We start from the raw sequence: 15,846 nt of genomic DNA, 5'->3' as shown, positions 1-15,846 counted from the left end.
GTGAGAAAAGCAATAGCGGGAAGTTGCAACAGCAATAGATGACGATGTAAGTCTGTCAACCTTGGTTGCAGACTTGTAAGTCGCCGGCCTACGCGGGCTGTGTGTCGTCCAGGTAGCGTAGTGCAAAACGCTCGGTGGCCAACCGTGCCGGCATCAACAGGTGCGGTGCCACCAGCATCATCACTTGATACACCGCCACCCGCACCTCGGCCTCGCGGTCCAGGATCCGCTGGTAGTCCAGGGAGAACAGCAGGGTCATGGTGATCTGCTCCACCAACTGCCCCAGTGCCTGGGTCTCGCTGACCAACTGCCCTTGTGCCTTGAGCCGTGCCAGCAGTGAGGCCAGTGTGCGCTTGAGCGCGGTCAGCAGGTTACGAATCCCCTTGGCCAATTTGGGCAAGCGTCCGGCCAGGTTCGACAGGTCCTGGAACAGGAACCGATAGTGCGCCATGCGCTCGACGATCAGGTGCAGGAACAGCCAGTAATCCTCGGGCGCCAACTGCACATCCGGCGGCGGGTCGAGCAGCGGCGCCAACTCCCCCTGAAAGCGCTCGAACAGCCCCAGTACCAGGGGCTCCTTGCCATGGAAGTGGTAGTAGAGGTTGCCGGGGCTGATCCCCATTTCATTGGCCACCTCCATGGTTGAAACATTTGGCTCGCCCTTGTGGTTGAACAACTGCAGGGCACATTCAAGGATCCGGTCGCGGGTTTTCATCCAGTCTTCTTAATCTGATCGTTGAGCTCAGCGCACCCGCACATAGGTGCCCGGTGCTGCTTCCATCGGTGGGTAGTTCTGGTTGCCCAGGGCCGTCAGGGTTTCGCGCTGCACCCCGGAGCGTTGCTGGATCCACTCAAGCCACTGCGGCCACCAACTGCCCTCGATGTGGCTGGCGTCGTAGTACCAGGCGCGCGGATCGCTGCTCAGCTTGAGGTTCTCGACGAAGTTCGCCTTGGGGTTGCCCGGCGGGTTGAGGATGCTCTGGATATGCCCGCTGTTGGAAAGCACAAAACGTTTGTCGCCGCCCAGCAGCAAGGTCGAACGGTAGACCGCGTCCCACGGGGTGATGTGATCGTTGATCCCGGCCACGCTGAAGCTGTCGACGGTAACCTTCTGCAAGTCGATGGGCGTGCCGCAGACTTCCAGGCCACCGGGATGGCTCAAGGGGTTGTGCTTGAAGAAATCCAGCAGATCGCCATGCAAGGCCGCCGGCAAGCGGGTGTTGTCGTTGTTCCAGTACAGAATGTCGAACGCCGGCGGCTCCTTGCCCAGCAGGTAATTGTTGATCCAGTAGTTCCAGATCAGGTCATTGGGGCGCATCCAGGCAAAGACCTTGGCCATGTCCCGGCCATCCAGCACCCCTTCCTGGTAGGAACGGCGCTTGGCCGCTTCCAGGGTCTGTTCGTCGGCAAACAGCGTGGCGGGGCTGTCGATCTGGCTGTCCAGCAGGCTTACCAGGTAAGTGGCACTGGCGACCCGCCGTTGTTGGCGCTTGGCCTGCAGGTGGCCTTGCAGGGCGGCGATGGTCAGGCCGCCGGCGCAGGCACCCATCAGGTTCACTTCGCGGGCGCCGCTGATCGCCCGGCAGATATTCAATGCTTCCTCCAGCGCCGCCACATAGGTCGACAGGCCCCATTCGCGATGGCGCACGTCCGGGTTGCGCCAACTGACCATAAACACTTGCAGGCCGTTTTTCAGGGCGTACTGCACGAAGCTGTTGGCCGGGCTTAAATCGAAAATGTAGTACTTGTTGATTTGCGGCGGCACCACCAGCAGTGGCTTGGCGTACTGTTTTTCGCTCATGGGCTTGTACTGGATCAGCTCCAGCAGCTCATTGCGAAACACCACCGAACCGGGCGTGGTCGCTACCGTCTTGCCCACCTCGAACGCTTGCTTGGTGACCTGGCGTGGCAGGCCATTGTTGTGCAGCAGGTCATCGAACAGGTTGCTTACGCCGCGCACCACGCTGTGGCCGCCGGAATTGAGCAGCTCTTTGATCGCCAGCGGGTTGAGCAGGGTGTTGGACGGTGACACTGCATCGTTGAGCAACGAGAAGGCAAAGTGCGCCCGTGCGCGGTCGTCTTCGCTCAGGCTGCTGTCGTCGATCCAGTGCCGGGTTTGTTTCTGCCAGCTTAAATACGCTTGCAGGCTGCGCCGGTACAGGGGGTTGAGGGCCCAGGTAGGGTCGGCGAAACGACTGTCGTGGGGGTTGGGTTCATGCACGGTCTCACCCAGCAGCACCCGGCCCAGTTGCCCACCCAATGCCAACGCATGCCGGGCGCTGTGCAACGGGTTGCGCAACCCGTGGGCGGCGACACTGCGCAGGGTCGATAGCAGATCCCGGCCACGCAAGCCGGTGATTGCACTTTGTGCATTGATGAACGCGGCGGGTGTAGGCGCCGGGACGTTTACGGGTCTGTCACGCATGGGTCAACACTCCTTCGTCAATTCGCCAACAAGCACGCCAATTCAGAACCATAGTCGGTTCTGGCCAAGTTGCGCGTAGGGGTCGTCCTGACCCGATACCGCTCAGGTGTGGCTATGGGGCGCCGGCTGCGGATGGATCACCGCGCGCAAGCGCTCCTCCTGGAGAAACTTCATGATGATCGGTGCTACCGCTTCGGCCCGGGTAATCAGGAACAGATGGCCGTCGTCGATGATGTGTAACTGCGCATTGGGGATGCGCCAGGCCAGCATGCGCATATTGACCAAGGGGATCAGCGGGTCGTCGTCGCCGGCCAGCACCAGGGTCGGCTGCTTGATCTTGTGCAGCCAGTGAATGCTGGTCCAGCCCAGGCCCGCAAACAGCTGCCAGTAGTAGCCCAGCTTGCCGGCCGAGCGCACTTTGCTTGCGTGTTCGGCGGCCAGTTTTGAATCCCGGCGGAACGAGCCGCCGTAAATCATCGGCGCGATGCGTACCACATGGGACGGTTGGATATAGCGCCGCGGGCTGGCCATCAGCCATAACACCTTCGGTTTGCCGGGCACCATAAAGGCACCGGCGGCGGTGGCGGCCAGGATCAGCTTCTTGCAGCGCTCCGGGTAGTCGTAGGCAAATTGCTGTGCCAGGGCGCCGCCCCAGGAAACCCCGACGGCATTGACCTGGCCGTAGTCCAGGTAGTCGAGCATGCGCGCGGTGAGTTTGGCCAGGCCGGGAAAGCGATAGGGGCGGCTGGGTGTCGATGACCCGCCCACTCCGGGTACATCAAAGGCAATCACTTCCAGGTCCGGGTCCAGGGCCTGGACGAACGGAAACACCAGCTCAAGGTTGGCGCCGATGCCGTTGAAAATCAGCAGTGGCGTCAAGTGAGACTTGCCCGGTCGTACCGCCGTGCGGATGGTCTGGCCATCCAGGTCGATGGTACGGAAGATGAACGGTTGCGGCATGCTCAAGCCCTGTGAAGTGTTACTGCGGTCAATGTGGGAGCTGGCTTGCCTGCGTTAGCGGCGGGTCAGTCAGTACATGTGTTGGCTGACCCACCGTTATCGCAGGCAAGCCAGCTCCCACATTTGATCTCATTGCAATCACACAAAAGTGTGGCCTTAGCGCTCGTGAACGTATGTCCCTGGTGCAGCCTCCGCCGCCGCGTAGGCTTTATTGCCTAGGTTCGCAGGCGACTTCTTCAATTTGCCCGAACGCTCCCCTAGCCAGCCCTGCCAGTGCAGCCACCACGAGTCGGTATGCTTGGTGGCGTTTTCCTGCCAGTCCAATGCCTTCTCGCCCATGCTTTCGCTGGTCTGGTAACGCGCCTTGGGGTTGCCGGGGGGGTTGAGGATGCTCTGGATATGCCCGCTGCTGGACAGCACGAACTCGACCTTGCCGCCAAACAGTTGCGCCGACTTGTAGCAGGACTGCCAGGGCGTGATGTGGTCGTTGGTGCCCGCCAGCGAGTAGATGTCGGCCGTCACCTGCTTGAGGTCAATCGGGGTGCCGCACACTTCCAGGGCATTGGCCCGTATCAGCGGGTTGTTCTTGAACAGTTCGATCAGGTCGCCGTGGAAGGCCGCCGGCAAGCGCGTGGTGTCGTTGTTCCAGAACAGGATGTCGAACACCGGTGGCTCATTGCCCAACAGGTAGTTGTTGACCCAGTAGTTCCAGATCAGGTCATTGGGGCGCATCCAGGCGAACACCTTGGCCATGTCCCGGCCTTCCAGCACGCCGGCCTGGTAGGAATGGCGCTTGGCCGCCTCCAGGGTCTGCTCATCGACGAACAGGGCTACCTGGGTGTCGAGGGTGGTGTCCAGCACACTGACCAGCAAGGTCAGGGCGTTGACCTTCTTCTCGCCCAGCGCCGCATAGTGGCCCAGCAGCGCGGTGCAGGTGATGCCGCCCGAGCAGGCGCCGAGCATGTTGATGTCTTTGCTGCCGGTAATCGCCGTGACCACGTCGACCGCCTCTTTCAGCGCTTCGATATAGGTCGACAGGCCCCATTCGCGCTGGGCCTTGGTGGGGTTGCGCCAACTGACGATAAAGGTCTGCTGGTTATTGCGCAGGCAGAAACGCGCCAGGCTCTTGTCCGGGCTCAGGTCGAACACATAAAACTTGTTGATCTGCGGCGGCACCACCAGCAGTGGGCGTTCGTACACCTGTTCGGTGATCGGCTTGTACTGGATCAGCTCCAGCACGTCATTGCGAAACACTACCGCGCCTTCGCTGGTGCCCAGGCTCTTGCCCACTTCAAAGGCACCCATATTCACCTGGCTCGGCATGCCGCCGTTATGCACCAGGTCCTTGGCCAGGTGCGAGAGGCCATCGAGCAGGCTCTTGCCGCCGGTTTCAAAGAAGCGTTTGACCGCTGCCGGGTTGGCGGCGCTGTTGGTGGGGGCCATGGCTTCGGTCATGAGATTGATGACGAAGTGCCCACGGCTGATGTCCTGCTCCGACAGGTTGCTGTCGCCGATCCAGTCGTGCAGTTCCTTGCGCCACGCCAGGTAGGTTTGCAGGTAGCGCTTATAGAGCGGGTTCTGGCTCCAGGCCGGGTCGTTGAAACGACGGTCATCGCTTTCAGGGGCAAGCTCGGACTTGCCGAACACCACGTTTTTCAATTCGACGCCAAAGTGGGCGACGTGCTTGACGCTGTGCAGGGGTTGCTTGATGGCCTGGGTCAGCACCATGCGTGCAGAAGCCAGTAAATCCTTTTTCCGTAATGCGATGATCGGGTTCAGCCCCAGGGTGTTTTCCGAGGCCTGGCGTTTCAAGTCATCGTTATTCTTGTTACTCATCCACGACGCTCCATTGTCCGAAAGACGAGTACCGGGTACCGCTGTGCACCCAATTATCGAGGCACAACACAAGCCTGGTACTGCTGCTCGGGTGACCGTTGATACCGCATCGTAAAATGCAGGGAACTTGCCAACTCCATTGGTTACCCGAGTTTTATTTAATGCGCAAGCGGACCAATCTTTGGTCACACCACAGGGCATTCAAGCAGATGAAATTAGAAAATGCCCACTAATGAGCAAGAGGCTTGATTTAGAGCATCAGCTTGACGACGGACTGGCTCGGGTCGCGGGTTTTTCCGGCTGCCTTGAGCTCGGCAAGATAATCGGCCCACAGCGCGTCCTGACGTACGGCGAGTTGGTAGAGGTAGTCCCAGGTGAACAGTCCGCTGTCATGACCGTCGTCGAAGGTCAATTTCAGTGCGTACTGCCCGGCAGGTTCGATCTTGGTCAGGCCGACATTCAGCTTGCCGAATTGCAGGATCGGTTTGCCGTGGCCCTGGACCTCGGCGGAAGGTGAGTGCACCCGCAGCAGTTCGGCGCTCAGGTGATAGACCTCGTCTGGGCCGTAGGTCAGCGAGAGGGTCTTGGAGGCTTTGTGCAGATTGATGGCGGTGGGCATTTTAGACATTGGGGGAACCGCTCGTGGATGATCCTGAAGGAACCGGCTTTAAAATGTGGGAGCGGGCTTGCTCGCGAATGCGGTGGGTCAGTCACAGTTGCATAAACTGACCCACCGCATTCGCGAGCAAGCCCGCTCCCACATTAAAGCAGAGCGGTTCCTGCGTAAGCCTTACAGGATATAACGAGACAGGTCTTCGTTCTGCGCCAACTCGCCCAGGTGGCTGTTGACGTAGTCGGCGTCGATCCTGATCGCCACGCCATTCTGCGCGCCCGCCATGTCGCCGGCGCTGAAGGATACTTCCTCCAGCAGACGCTCAAGCAAGGTGTGCAGGCGACGGGCACCGATGTTCTCGGTCTTCTCGTTGACCTGCCAGGCAATTTCCGCCAAACGCTTGATACCGTCTGGCAGGAACTCGATCCCCAGGCCTTCGGTTTTCAGCAGCTCGCGGTATTGCTCGGTCAGCGAAGCGTGTGGCTCGCTGAGGATGCGTTCGAAGTCGCCCGGGGTCAGCGCCTTGAGTTCCACGCGAATCGGCAGGCGGCCTTGCAGCTCCGGCACCAGGTCGCTTGGCTTGCTCAGGTGGAACGCGCCGGACGCGATAAACAGGATATGGTCAGTCTTGACCATGCCCAGCTTGGTATTCACCGTGCAGCCTTCGATCAGCGGCAGCAGGTCGCGCTGTACGCCTTCGCGGGAGACATCAACGCCGCCGGAATTGCCGCGCTTGGCCACCTTGTCGATCTCGTCGATAAACACGATGCCGTGCTGCTCGACGGCTTCCAGGGCCTTGGCCTTGAGTTCTTCCTCGTTGACCAGGCGCCCGGCTTCTTCGTCACGCACCAGCTTGAGCGCGTCCTTGACCTTGAGCTTGCGGCTTTTCTTCTTGCCCTTGCCCATGTTGGCGAACAGGTTCTGCAACTGGCTGGTCATTTCTTCCATGCCAGGCGGCGCCGAGATATCGACGCCAGCGCTTTCGGCGACTTCGATCTCGATTTCCTTGTCGTCCAACTGGCCTTCACGCAGGCGCTTGCGGAACAGCTGGCGCGTGTTGGAATCCGAGGCAGGAGCGGCGTCTTCATTGAAGCCCGCGCGTGCCGGTGGCAGCAGGGCGTCGAGGATGCGCTCTTCGGCAGCGTCTTCGGCGCGATGGCTGACCTTGGTCATTTCCTGTTCGCGCAACAACTTCAGGGCGGCGTCGGCCAGATCACGGATGATCGACTCGACGTCACGGCCCACGTAGCCGACTTCGGTGAACTTGGTGGCTTCGACCTTGATGAACGGTGCGTTGGCCAGCTTGGCCAGGCGCCGGGCGATTTCGGTCTTGCCGACACCGGTCGGGCCGATCATCAGGATGTTCTTGGGGGTTACTTCAACGCGCAATTCTTCGGGCAGTTGCATCCGGCGCCAGCGGTTACGCAGGGCGATGGCAACGGCGCGCTTGGCATCGTCCTGGCCGATGATATGGCGATTGAGTTCATGGACGATTTCGCGGGGAGTCATGGACATAGTGGTGTGTGGTCCTCAAGCAGGAAAAAGCCGACGGCTTATTCCGCGAGGTCCTGCTCCTCAATGGTCAGGTTGTGGTTGGTGAACACGCAGATATCGCCGGCGATACCCAAGGCGGTCTCGACGATTTCCCGGGCCGACAGGTCGGTTTTTTTCAGCAAGGCACTGGCTGCGGCCTGTGCATAGCCCCCACCGGAACCCATGGCGATCAGGCCGTTTTCGGGCTCAACCACGTCACCGTTGCCGGTGATGATCAGGGACGCGTCTTTGTTGGCGACGGCGAGCATGGCTTCGAGGCGGCTGAGGGAGCGGTCGGTGCGCCACTCCTTGGCCAGTTCGACGGCGGCACGCACCAGATGGCCCTGGTGTTTTTCCAGTTGGCCTTCAAAACGCTCGAACAGGGTAAAGGCGTCAGCGGTGGCCCCTGCAAAACCGGCAAGGACCTGGCCGTGGTACAGGCGACGCACTTTTTTCGCGTTGCCTTTCATCACGGTATTGCCAAGGGAAACCTGGCCGTCGCCGCCCATGACGACTTTGCCGTGGCGACGAACTGAAACGATGGTGGTCAAGGGGAGAGTCTCCACGCTGCGGGGCGAAAATGCCCTGATGGAACTCATATGGGGGTGGCGGGGGAGATTTCAACCGTAGGAAGGGTGCGCGGACGAGTGGTGTCTAGCGCACTGGCACAGGCTCGAGAGCCCTATAAAACCAATGTGGGAGCTGGCTTGCCTGCGATAGCGGTGCACCCGTCACTGAAAATATTGACTGATGCACCGTCATCGCCGGCAAGCCAGCTCCCACAGTTGATCCGTGTTGGCTGCGGCTCAGCGGCTCTGGCGTTGTTGTAACAACAGGTTGCTAAAGCCCGCGCCCGCCAGTTGTTTCTGCGCCACGGTCAGCTGTTCACGGTTGCTGAACGGCCCCACCAGCACGCGATACCAGGTCGCTTCCTTCACCGTCCCGGATTCCACCGTTACCGCTTGCCCCAGCAGGATAATCTGCGCCCGCACTCGGTCCGCATCCGCCTGCTTGGGGAACGAGCCCGCTTGCAGGAAGAACTTGGTCACCGGCGCCGCCTTGGTGGTGGCGACCGGTGGTGCCGGTGGCGGGGTAATCCCGGCCAGTGCGGCCTGGGCCCGCGCGGTGTCGATCTTCGCCGCTTCTGCCGGGGTCACCGGGGTGGTCGGTACTTGCGGGGTCGGCAGGGTTTTCTCCGGCACGGCGTCTTGCGGCACGATCACTTCCGATTCCGGCAGCAACGTGTAGAAGTCGTACTTCGGCTTCACCGGCGCGGTCGGGCTCGGCGGTGTCTTGTTCGCTTCGGCGATCTTGCTGGCCTTCTGCTGCTCCTGCTTGACCCGCTTCACGTCTTCGCCCTGGCCCGGCTCCAGCTTCATCAGGAACACGATAAACGCACCGACCGACAGGCCGATGGCCAGCCACATCCAGCCCGGGATCGGTTGTTTTGCCGGTGCCTGGTAGCGGCTGGCGCCGCGCTTGGGTGCAGGTTTTTTCTTGGCTGCCAACTTACATACGCTCCAGAGTTTCCAGGCCCAACAGTTCCAGGCCTTGCTTGAGGGTCCGTCCAGCCAGTGCGGCGAGGCGCAGGCGGCTTTGCTTTTGCGTTTCGTCGTCGGCGCTCAGGATCGGGCAGTTCTCGTAGAAGCTGGAGAACAGCCCGGCGACTTCATACAGGTAGGTGCACAGAATGTGTGGCGTACCTTTCTCGCCCACGCTGTTGAGCACTTCGCCGAACTGCGCCAGCTTGGCCGCCAGTTCCTGCTCGTGGGGCGCGTCCAGCACGATCTGCCCTTCGACTTCGCTGAAATCCTTGCCCAGCTTGCGGAACACGCCCGCCACACGGGTGTAGGCATACAGCAGGTACGGCGCGGTGTTGCCTTCAAAGTTGAGCATCAGCTCGAAGTTGAAGCTGTAGTCGCTGGTGCGGTGCTTGGACAGGTCGGCGTATTTCACCGCACCAATACCCACTACCTTGGCGATATTGCGCAGGTCGGCTTCGGCCAGTTCCGGGTTCTTTTCTTTCACCAGGTTGTAGGCACGCTCCTGGGCTTCGTTCAGCAGGTCGATCAGCTTCACGGTGCCGCCGTCGCGGGTCTTGAACGGGCGGCCGTCGGCGCCGTTCATGGTGCCGAAGCCCATGTGCTCCATGTGCATCGGGTGGGTGACGAAACCGGCGCGGCGCGCCACTTCGAACACTTGCTGGAAGTGCAGGGACTGGCGCTGGTCGACGAAGTACAGCGCGCGATCGGCTTTCAGCACGCCGCTGCGGTAGCGCACGGCCGCCAGGTCGGTGGTGGCGTACAGATAGCCGCCGTCGGCCTTGACGATGATCACCGGCAGCGGTTCGCCGTCGGCGGTCTTGAATTCTTCGAGGAACACGCACTGGGCGCCGTTGCTCTCAACCAGCAGACCCTTGGCCTTGAGGTCGTTGACCACGTTGATCAGGTCGTCGTTGTAGGCACTTTCGCCCATCACGTCGGCCATGGTCAGTTTGACGTTCAGCAGCTCGTAGATTTTCTGGCAGTGGGACAGGGAAATATCGCGGAAACGTGCCCACAGCTCCAGGCACTCCGGGTCGCCGGCCTGCAGCTTGACCACCAGGCCACGGGCGCGGTTGGCGAACTCTTCGGATTCGTCAAAGCGCTTTTTGGCGGCGCGGTAGAAGTTTTCCAGGTCCGACAGCTCGTTGCTGGTGATGGGGTTTTCTTGCAGGTATGCCATCAGCATGCCGAACTGGGTACCCCAGTCGCCTACGTGGTTCTGGCGGATCACGGTGTCGCCGAGAAACTCCAGGACCCGCGCCACGCCGTCGCCAATGATGGTCGAGCGCAGGTGGCCGACGTGCATCTCTTTGGCCAGGTTGGGGGCCGACAGGTCGATGGCCACACGCTGCAGCGGGCCGGCCTTGCGCACGCCGATCTTGGCGTCGGCCAGGGCTGCGTCCAGGCGCGAAGCCAGGGCCTGGGTGTTCTGGAAAATATTGATAAAACCGGGGCCGGCGATTTCGGCCTTGCTGACCTGCGGATCAGATGGCAGTGCGGCAATGATTTTTTCCGCGAGGTCGCGCGGTTTCATGCCCGCGGGCTTGGCCAGCATCATCGCGATGTTGCTGGCGAAGTCGCCGTGGGTCTTGTCTCGAGAGTTTTCCACCTGGATCGCCGGCGTCAGGCCTTCAGGCAACACACCTTCGTTGACGAGTTGGGTGAGGGCTTGTTGGATCAACTGGCGAATTGTGTCTTTCATGGTGTTCTCTTTCGACCGCATGCGGCGGCGCGCGATGCGCAGGTGGAAAAACTGGACATTATCCGGTGCGAGGGCGGGCTTGCCAACCATCAAGGTCGGTTACTGGACCTGCGGGCCTCATCGCGGGCAAGCCCACCGTTCAAAATGTAGGCTGGCTTGCCGGCGATAGCGATTTACCTATCAGTACAAATCCACCGGATCGACATCCAACGACCATCGCACCTGTCGCCCGCTGGGCATTTGCTCCAGAGCAAGCAACCAGCTACTTAATAGCCGATGTAGCGGCGCGCGGGCGGTGGCTTGCAACAGGAGCTGTGCGCGATAACGCCCGGCGCGGCGCTCCATCGGTGCAGGCACAGGGCCCAGCAACTCGATGCCGCTCAGACCCAGCTCGCCGAGCAAACGTTCAGCCGCGCTGCATGCTTCATCCAGGAAACCTTCGGCCTGCCCCGGTTTATGGGCCTCGGCGCGCAACAGCGCGAGGTGCGCAAAGGGGGGCAAACCGGCGGAGCGGCGCTCGCTCAAGGCCTGCTCGGCGAAGGCGAAGTAGCCTTGTTCTGTCAGTTGAATCAGCAATGGGTGGTCGGCCAGGTGGGTCTGGATGATCACCTTGCCTGGCTCTTCGGCACGCCCGGCGCGGCCTGCGACCTGCACGATCAGCTGCGCCATGCGTTCGCTGGCGCGAAAGTCCCCGGAGAACAGGCCGCCATCGGCATCCAGGATCGAAACCAGGGTCACACGGGGGAAGTGATGACCTTTGGCAAGCATCTGCGTACCCACCAGGATGCACGGCTGGCCTTTCTGGATCGTGGCGAACAGCTGGTTCATCGCATCCTTGCGCGACGTACTGTCGCGGTCCACCCGCAGTACCGGGAAGTCCGGGAACAGAATCCCCAGGCGCTCCTCGGCGCGCTCGGTGCCGGCGCCTACCGGCCGCAGGTCGACTTTGCCGCATTGCGGGCAGTGGCGTGGCACTCGCTCCACATGGCCGCAATGGTGGCAGCGCAACTCGCCGGAGCGCTGGTGCACCGTCATGCGCGCATCGCAGCGGTTGCACTCGGACATCCAGCCGCAGTCATGGCACAGCAGGGTCGGCGCAAAGCCCCGGCGGTTGAGGAACACCAGCACTTGCTGGCCGGCCGCCAGGGTCTGGCCGATGGCTTGTTGCATCGGCCCGGAAATACCGCTGTCCAGTGGCCGGCTTTTCACATCCAGGCGCAGGAAGCGCGGTTGTTTGGCGCCGCCCGCGCGCTCGTTGAGGCGCAGCAGGCCGTAGCGCCCGGTGTAGGCGTTGTGCAGGCTTTCCAGGGAGGGGGTGGCCGAGCCCAGCACAATCGGGATGTTTTCCTGGCGCGCACGCACCAGGGCCAGGTCGCGGGCATGGTAGCGCAGGCCTTCCTGCTGCTTATAAGAGCCGTCGTGTTCTTCGTCGATGATGATCAGGCCGGGGTTTTTCATCGGCGTGAACAGCGCCGAGCGGGTGCCGATAATAATGTCGGCTTCGCCGTCCCGGGCGGCGAGCCAGGATTCCAGGCGTTCGCGGTCGTTGACGGCCGAGTGCACCAGGGCAATCCGTGCATTGAACCGTTGCTCGAAGCGCGCCAGGGTCTGTGGGCCGAGGTTGATCTCGGGGATCAGCACCAGTGCCTGCTTGCCGGCTTCCAGGGTTTCGCGGATCAGTTGCAAATAGACTTCGGTCTTGCCGCTGCCGGTGACACCGGCCAGCAGGAACGCGTGAAAGCTGTCGGCACCGGCGCTGATGGCCTCAAAGGCCGCACGTTGTTCCGGGTTCAGCGGCAATTCCGGTTGGGCCAGCCAGTGTTCATGGCGTTCGCCGGGGGCGTGGCGGCGGATTTCCACTTGCACCAGCTCCTTGGCCAGCAGCAGGTCGAGGCTGTCCTTGCTCAACATCAGCTTGCTCAGCAACTGGTGAGCAACGCCATGGGGATGCTGCGCCAGGGTGGCCAGGGCCTCACGCTGGCGCGGGGCGCGGGCGATGCGTGGGTCGTCCAGGCGCGCGCCGGGGGCCATCGACCAGAAACGCTCCTGGCGGGCCTCGGCCAACTCGCCCTGGCGCAACAGCACCGGCAAGGCCCAGCTCAAGGTATCGCCCAGGCTGTGCTGGTAATACTGGGAGGTCCACAGGCACAGCTTGAACAGCGACGCCGGCAGCGGCGGCGTGGCATCGAGGATGGCCAGGGCCGGCTTGAGCTTTTCTGCCGGCACTTCGCTGTGGTCCGCGACCTCGATCAGAATCCCGATCATCTCCCGTCGGCCAAACGGCACGCGTACGCGCATCCCCGGCTGCAACTGCGACCGCACGACACCCGCAGGCGCCCGATAATCGAACAGACGGCGCAGGGGCGAGGGCAGGGCGAGGCGCAAAATGGCGTCGGGCACGCGGGAGGTTCTCATATGGCAGGCGGTGGAGAAGGGCGCGAGCCTAGCAGACCCGCAGGGGAGTGTCCTGCCACAGTTTCTGATGAAAGGGGGCATGGCGGCGCTTGCGCGTTTAAAAAGCTCTGGTAGAATCCGCGGCCTAATTACGTGCGGTATTCGACAATAGTGTCGAGTGGCGGCACGCTAGCCTGAGGAAGACACCATGAAAGCCGATATCCATCCAGCGTACGAAACCATCCAAGTTACTTGCAGCTGCGGCAACAAGTTCGAAACCCGTTCGAACCTGTGCAAGCCACTGGGCACTGACGTATGCAACGAGTGCCACCCGTTCTACACCGGTAAGCAGAAGACTCTGGATACTGGCGGCCGTGTACAGCGCTTCGCCGACCGTTTCGGTGCTTTCGGCAAGAAAGCTCCAGCTGCTGCAGAGTAAGGTTCGAAAGCCTGATGGGCTTTTACCTGCTTATGAAGAAGGCGTCCCTTGCGGGCGCCTTTTTTGTGCCTGCGATCTGGCTGTCGGCCGCCCAGGCCGAGGTGTTTTGCCCTGCGCCTGCGGCGGTCAGCACCTTCGAGGTACAGCGCGTGGTGGATGGCGACACCGTCCGTCTCAAGGACGGGCGCAGTGTGCGCATGATCGGCGTCAATGCGCCTGAGACCGGCAAGAAAGGCCGCCCGGACGAGCCGTTCGCCGTGGCTGCGCGCCAGCGCCTGCAAGGCTTGGTGGATGCCAGCGACGGTCGGGTCGGCGTCGTGCCGGGTCGCGAGGGCAAGGACCGTTATGGGCGAACCCTGGCCCATCTGTATGGGGCCAACGGCGCGAATCTGGAGGCCCAACTGCTCGCCGAGGGGCTCGGGTTCCTGGTGGCGGTGGCCCCCAATGTTGACCTGGTCGCCTGCCAGCAAGCTGCCGAGCGCAGTGCGCGCGCAGCCAGGTTGGGCCTGTGGCGTCAGTCGCCTGTGCAAAAAGCCGGGCAAATCCAGCAGTCGGGCTTCGCCGTCGTCAGCGGTCGCGTGAGCAAGGTCGAACGCAATCGCGGCGGGATCTGGATCGAACTGCAGGACTCCTTGGTATTACGGGTTGCACCCAATCTGGTCGGGCAATTCGACAATGCCCTGCTCAAGCGCCTCCAAGGCCAGGATATCGAGGCCCGTGGCTGGGTGTTGGATCGCTCGCGGCGTGGCGGCCTGAAAAGTGGCCAGGCGCGCTGGCTGCTCCCCTTGACCGATCCCGGCATGCTGCAATTGGCACAATAAGAAAAATTGTAGACATTTTTTCTGTCGATTGTGAACAGTTGTAGGCCTTGTATCCCGTGGCTCTTGGCCGAAAGTCGTAGGGCAGGGCCCTTGACACCGGTGACTACCCAGTCTTGTAGGGACTTTGCGAGGCGAGTATCCTCGGCGGTCCGTCGTCCAACAGTAAAAAGCGGAATGCCGATATGTCTGATTTGAAAACTGCCGCTCTCGAATATCATGCCCATCCTCGTCCAGGAAAGCTGAGTGTCGAGCTCACCAAAGCCACTGCTACCGCACGCGACCTGTCGCTGGCGTACAGCCCCGGTGTAGCCGAGCCCGTGCGTGAAATCGCCCGCGATCCTGAACTGGCCTACAAATACACCGGCAAGGGCAATCTGGTTGCAGTGATTTCTGATGGCACCGCGATTCTCGGCCTGGGTAACCTCGGCCCATTGGCTTCCAAGCCAGTGATGGAAGGCAAGGGTGTACTGTTCAAGCGCTTTGCCGGCATCGACGTATTCGACATCGAAGTCGACTCCGAAAGCCCGCAAGCCTTCATCGACACCGTCAAGCGCATCTCCATCACCTTTGGTGGCATCAACCTGGAAGACATCAAGGCACCTGAGTGCTTCGAGATCGAAAAGGCCCTGATCGAACAGTGCGACATCCCGGTATTCCACGATGACCAGCACGGCACCGCGATCGTTACTGCGGCCGGCATGATCAACGCCCTGGAAATCGCTGGCAAAACCCTGTCCGACGCGAAAATCGTCTGCCTGGGCGCTGGTGCAGCGGCTATCTCCTGCATGAAGCTGATCGTGAGCATGGGCGCGCGCCTTGAAAACATCTACATGGTCGACAGCAAGGGCGTGATCCAGTCCGAGCGTACCGACCTGAACCAGTACAAGGCGATGTTTGCCCACCCGTCCTCCAAGCGCACCCTGGCTGACGCACTGGATGGTGCTGACGTGTTCGTTGGCCTGTCCGGCCCGAACCTGCTGAGCGCTGAAGGCCTGAAGTCCATGGCGGCCAACCCGATCGTGTTCGCCTGCTCGAACCCTGATCCGGAAATCGCCCCGGAACTGGCACACGCCACCCGTAACGACGTGATCATGGCCACTGGCCGTTCGGACTACCCGAACCAGGTCAACAACGTACTGGGCTTCCCATTCATCTTCCGTGGCGCCCTGGACGTTCGCGCCAAGCGCATCAACGAAGAGATGAAGGTGGCTGCCGCCAACGCCCTGCGTGAACTGGCCAAGCTGCCTGTGCCTCAGGACGTATGCGACGCCTACGGTGGCGCCAAGCTGGAATTCGGCCGTGAGTACATCATTCCAAAACCAATGGATAAGCGCCTGATCACCGTGATCTCCGATGCCGTGGCCAAGGCCGCCATCGAGACAGGTGTGGCAACCCTGCCGTATCCGAAGAACTACCCGCTGCAAAGCGTGGATGATGTGTTCAACGGCTAAGTCGTTGTAGCGCACCAACAAAAAGCCCCGGCTCTTGCGAGTTGGGGCTTTTTTTGTGGCTGCAAAACGGGGGGAGTGTGCACCGTCCAATGTGGGAGCGGGCTTGCCCGCGAAAGCAGTGGCTCAGT

General features: G+C 61.5%; 13 protein-coding genes. 3 read left to right on the top strand and 10 right to left on the bottom strand.

The window, feature by feature from the left end; genetic code table 11:
• Positions 1-88 precede the first annotated feature (88 nt).
• The 10 genes from HBO24_RS06330 to HBO24_RS06285 form a co-directional block, all read right to left on the bottom strand.
• On the bottom strand, positions 89-715 hold the full coding sequence (locus HBO24_RS06330) for a TetR/AcrR family transcriptional regulator (protein WP_128593006.1): 627 nt from the start codon (positions 713-715) through the stop codon (positions 89-91).
• Between the two features lie 27 nt (positions 716-742).
• Positions 743-2,425 carry a class II poly(R)-hydroxyalkanoic acid synthase gene (gene phaC, locus HBO24_RS06325; RefSeq protein WP_170059437.1) on the bottom strand — a complete coding sequence of 561 codons (1,683 nt, stop codon included), beginning with the start codon at positions 2,423-2,425 and terminating at the stop codon, positions 743-745.
• A gap of 102 nt (positions 2,426-2,527) precedes the next feature.
• Positions 2,528-3,385, bottom strand: a complete 858-nt coding sequence (phaZ, locus tag HBO24_RS06320; protein WP_057437223.1) for a poly(3-hydroxyalkanoate) depolymerase — start codon at positions 3,383-3,385, stop codon at positions 2,528-2,530.
• A 156-nt stretch (positions 3,386-3,541) separates the two neighbouring features.
• Positions 3,542-5,221 carry a class II poly(R)-hydroxyalkanoic acid synthase gene (gene phaC / locus HBO24_RS06315; protein ID WP_057958071.1) on the bottom strand — a complete coding sequence of 560 codons (1,680 nt, stop codon included), beginning with the start codon at positions 5,219-5,221 and terminating at the stop codon, positions 3,542-3,544.
• 250 nt (positions 5,222-5,471) lie between these two features.
• A complete protein-coding gene (locus tag HBO24_RS06310) occupies positions 5,472-5,849 on the bottom strand; it encodes a DUF971 domain-containing protein (RefSeq protein WP_057437225.1) in 378 nt (125 codons plus the stop codon).
• A gap of 162 nt (positions 5,850-6,011) precedes the next feature.
• Positions 6,012-7,349 (bottom strand): ATP-dependent protease ATPase subunit HslU, encoded by a 1,338-nt coding sequence (gene hslU / locus HBO24_RS06305; protein ID WP_057437226.1) that lies wholly within the window; start codon positions 7,347-7,349, stop codon positions 6,012-6,014.
• A gap of 38 nt (positions 7,350-7,387) precedes the next feature.
• On the bottom strand, positions 7,388-7,918 hold the full coding sequence (hslV, locus tag HBO24_RS06300; protein ID WP_017738857.1) for an ATP-dependent protease subunit HslV: 531 nt from the start codon (positions 7,916-7,918) through the stop codon (positions 7,388-7,390).
• Between the two features lie 255 nt (positions 7,919-8,173).
• A complete protein-coding gene (locus tag HBO24_RS06295) occupies positions 8,174-8,875 on the bottom strand; it encodes an SPOR domain-containing protein (protein ID WP_115127198.1) in 702 nt (233 codons plus the stop codon).
• 1 nt (position 8,876) lies between these two features.
• Positions 8,877-10,613, bottom strand: coding sequence for an arginine--tRNA ligase (argS, locus tag HBO24_RS06290; RefSeq protein WP_057958086.1), 1,737 nt, complete (start codon positions 10,611-10,613; stop codon positions 8,877-8,879).
• A 180-nt stretch (positions 10,614-10,793) separates the two neighbouring features.
• On the bottom strand, positions 10,794-13,013 hold the full coding sequence (locus HBO24_RS06285) for a primosomal protein N' (protein ID WP_057437227.1): 2,220 nt from the start codon (positions 13,011-13,013) through the stop codon (positions 10,794-10,796).
• Between the two features lie 202 nt (positions 13,014-13,215).
• On the opposite strand from HBO24_RS06285, the gene rpmE reads away from it, so the two are divergent.
• From rpmE to HBO24_RS06270, 3 genes are all read left to right on the top strand, one after another.
• Complete coding sequence (rpmE, locus tag HBO24_RS06280; protein ID WP_029296053.1) at positions 13,216-13,446, top strand: 50S ribosomal protein L31; 231 nt, start codon at positions 13,216-13,218, stop codon at positions 13,444-13,446.
• A 14-nt stretch (positions 13,447-13,460) separates the two neighbouring features.
• Positions 13,461-14,267, top strand: a complete 807-nt coding sequence (locus tag HBO24_RS06275) for a thermonuclease family protein (RefSeq protein ID WP_170059436.1) — start codon at positions 13,461-13,463, stop codon at positions 14,265-14,267.
• A gap of 182 nt (positions 14,268-14,449) precedes the next feature.
• Positions 14,450-15,718 (top strand): malic enzyme-like NAD(P)-binding protein, encoded by a 1,269-nt coding sequence (locus HBO24_RS06270; RefSeq protein WP_057958076.1) that lies wholly within the window; start codon positions 14,450-14,452, stop codon positions 15,716-15,718.
• Positions 15,719-15,846: the final 128 nt, after the last annotated feature.

The sequence above is a fragment of the Pseudomonas sp. WS 5410 genome (assembly GCF_012985645.1).
Classification (GTDB): Bacteria; Pseudomonadota; Gammaproteobacteria; order Pseudomonadales; family Pseudomonadaceae; genus Aquipseudomonas; species Aquipseudomonas shahriarae.
The sequence above is the reverse complement of the archived record's forward strand: the minus strand, read 5'-3'. Positions and strand labels throughout refer to the sequence as shown.

Excerpts from the sequence above, each read along its gene's own strand:
- HBO24_RS06330 (WP_128593006.1), bottom strand. The coding sequence starts at position 715 with ATGAAAACCCGCGACCGGATCCTTGAATGTGCCCTGCAGTTGTTCAAC.
- HBO24_RS06310 (WP_057437225.1), bottom strand. The coding sequence starts at position 5,849 with ATGTCTAAAATGCCCACCGCCATCAATCTGCACAAAGCCTCCAAGACC.
- phaZ (WP_057437223.1), bottom strand. The coding sequence starts at position 3,385 with ATGCCGCAACCGTTCATCTTCCGTACCATCGACCTGGATGGCCAGACC.
- hslU (WP_057437226.1), bottom strand. The coding sequence starts at position 7,349 with ATGTCCATGACTCCCCGCGAAATCGTCCATGAACTCAATCGCCATATC.
- HBO24_RS06275 (WP_170059436.1), top strand. The coding sequence starts at position 13,461 with ATGGGCTTTTACCTGCTTATGAAGAAGGCGTCCCTTGCGGGCGCCTTT.
- argS (WP_057958086.1), bottom strand. The coding sequence starts at position 10,613 with ATGAAAGACACAATTCGCCAGTTGATCCAACAAGCCCTCACCCAACTC.
- HBO24_RS06270 (WP_057958076.1), top strand. The coding sequence starts at position 14,450 with ATGTCTGATTTGAAAACTGCCGCTCTCGAATATCATGCCCATCCTCGT.
- rpmE (WP_029296053.1), top strand. The coding sequence starts at position 13,216 with ATGAAAGCCGATATCCATCCAGCGTACGAAACCATCCAAGTTACTTGC.
- phaC (WP_057958071.1), bottom strand. The coding sequence starts at position 5,221 with ATGAGTAACAAGAATAACGATGACTTGAAACGCCAGGCCTCGGAAAAC.
- phaC (WP_170059437.1), bottom strand. The coding sequence starts at position 2,425 with ATGCGTGACAGACCCGTAAACGTCCCGGCGCCTACACCCGCCGCGTTC.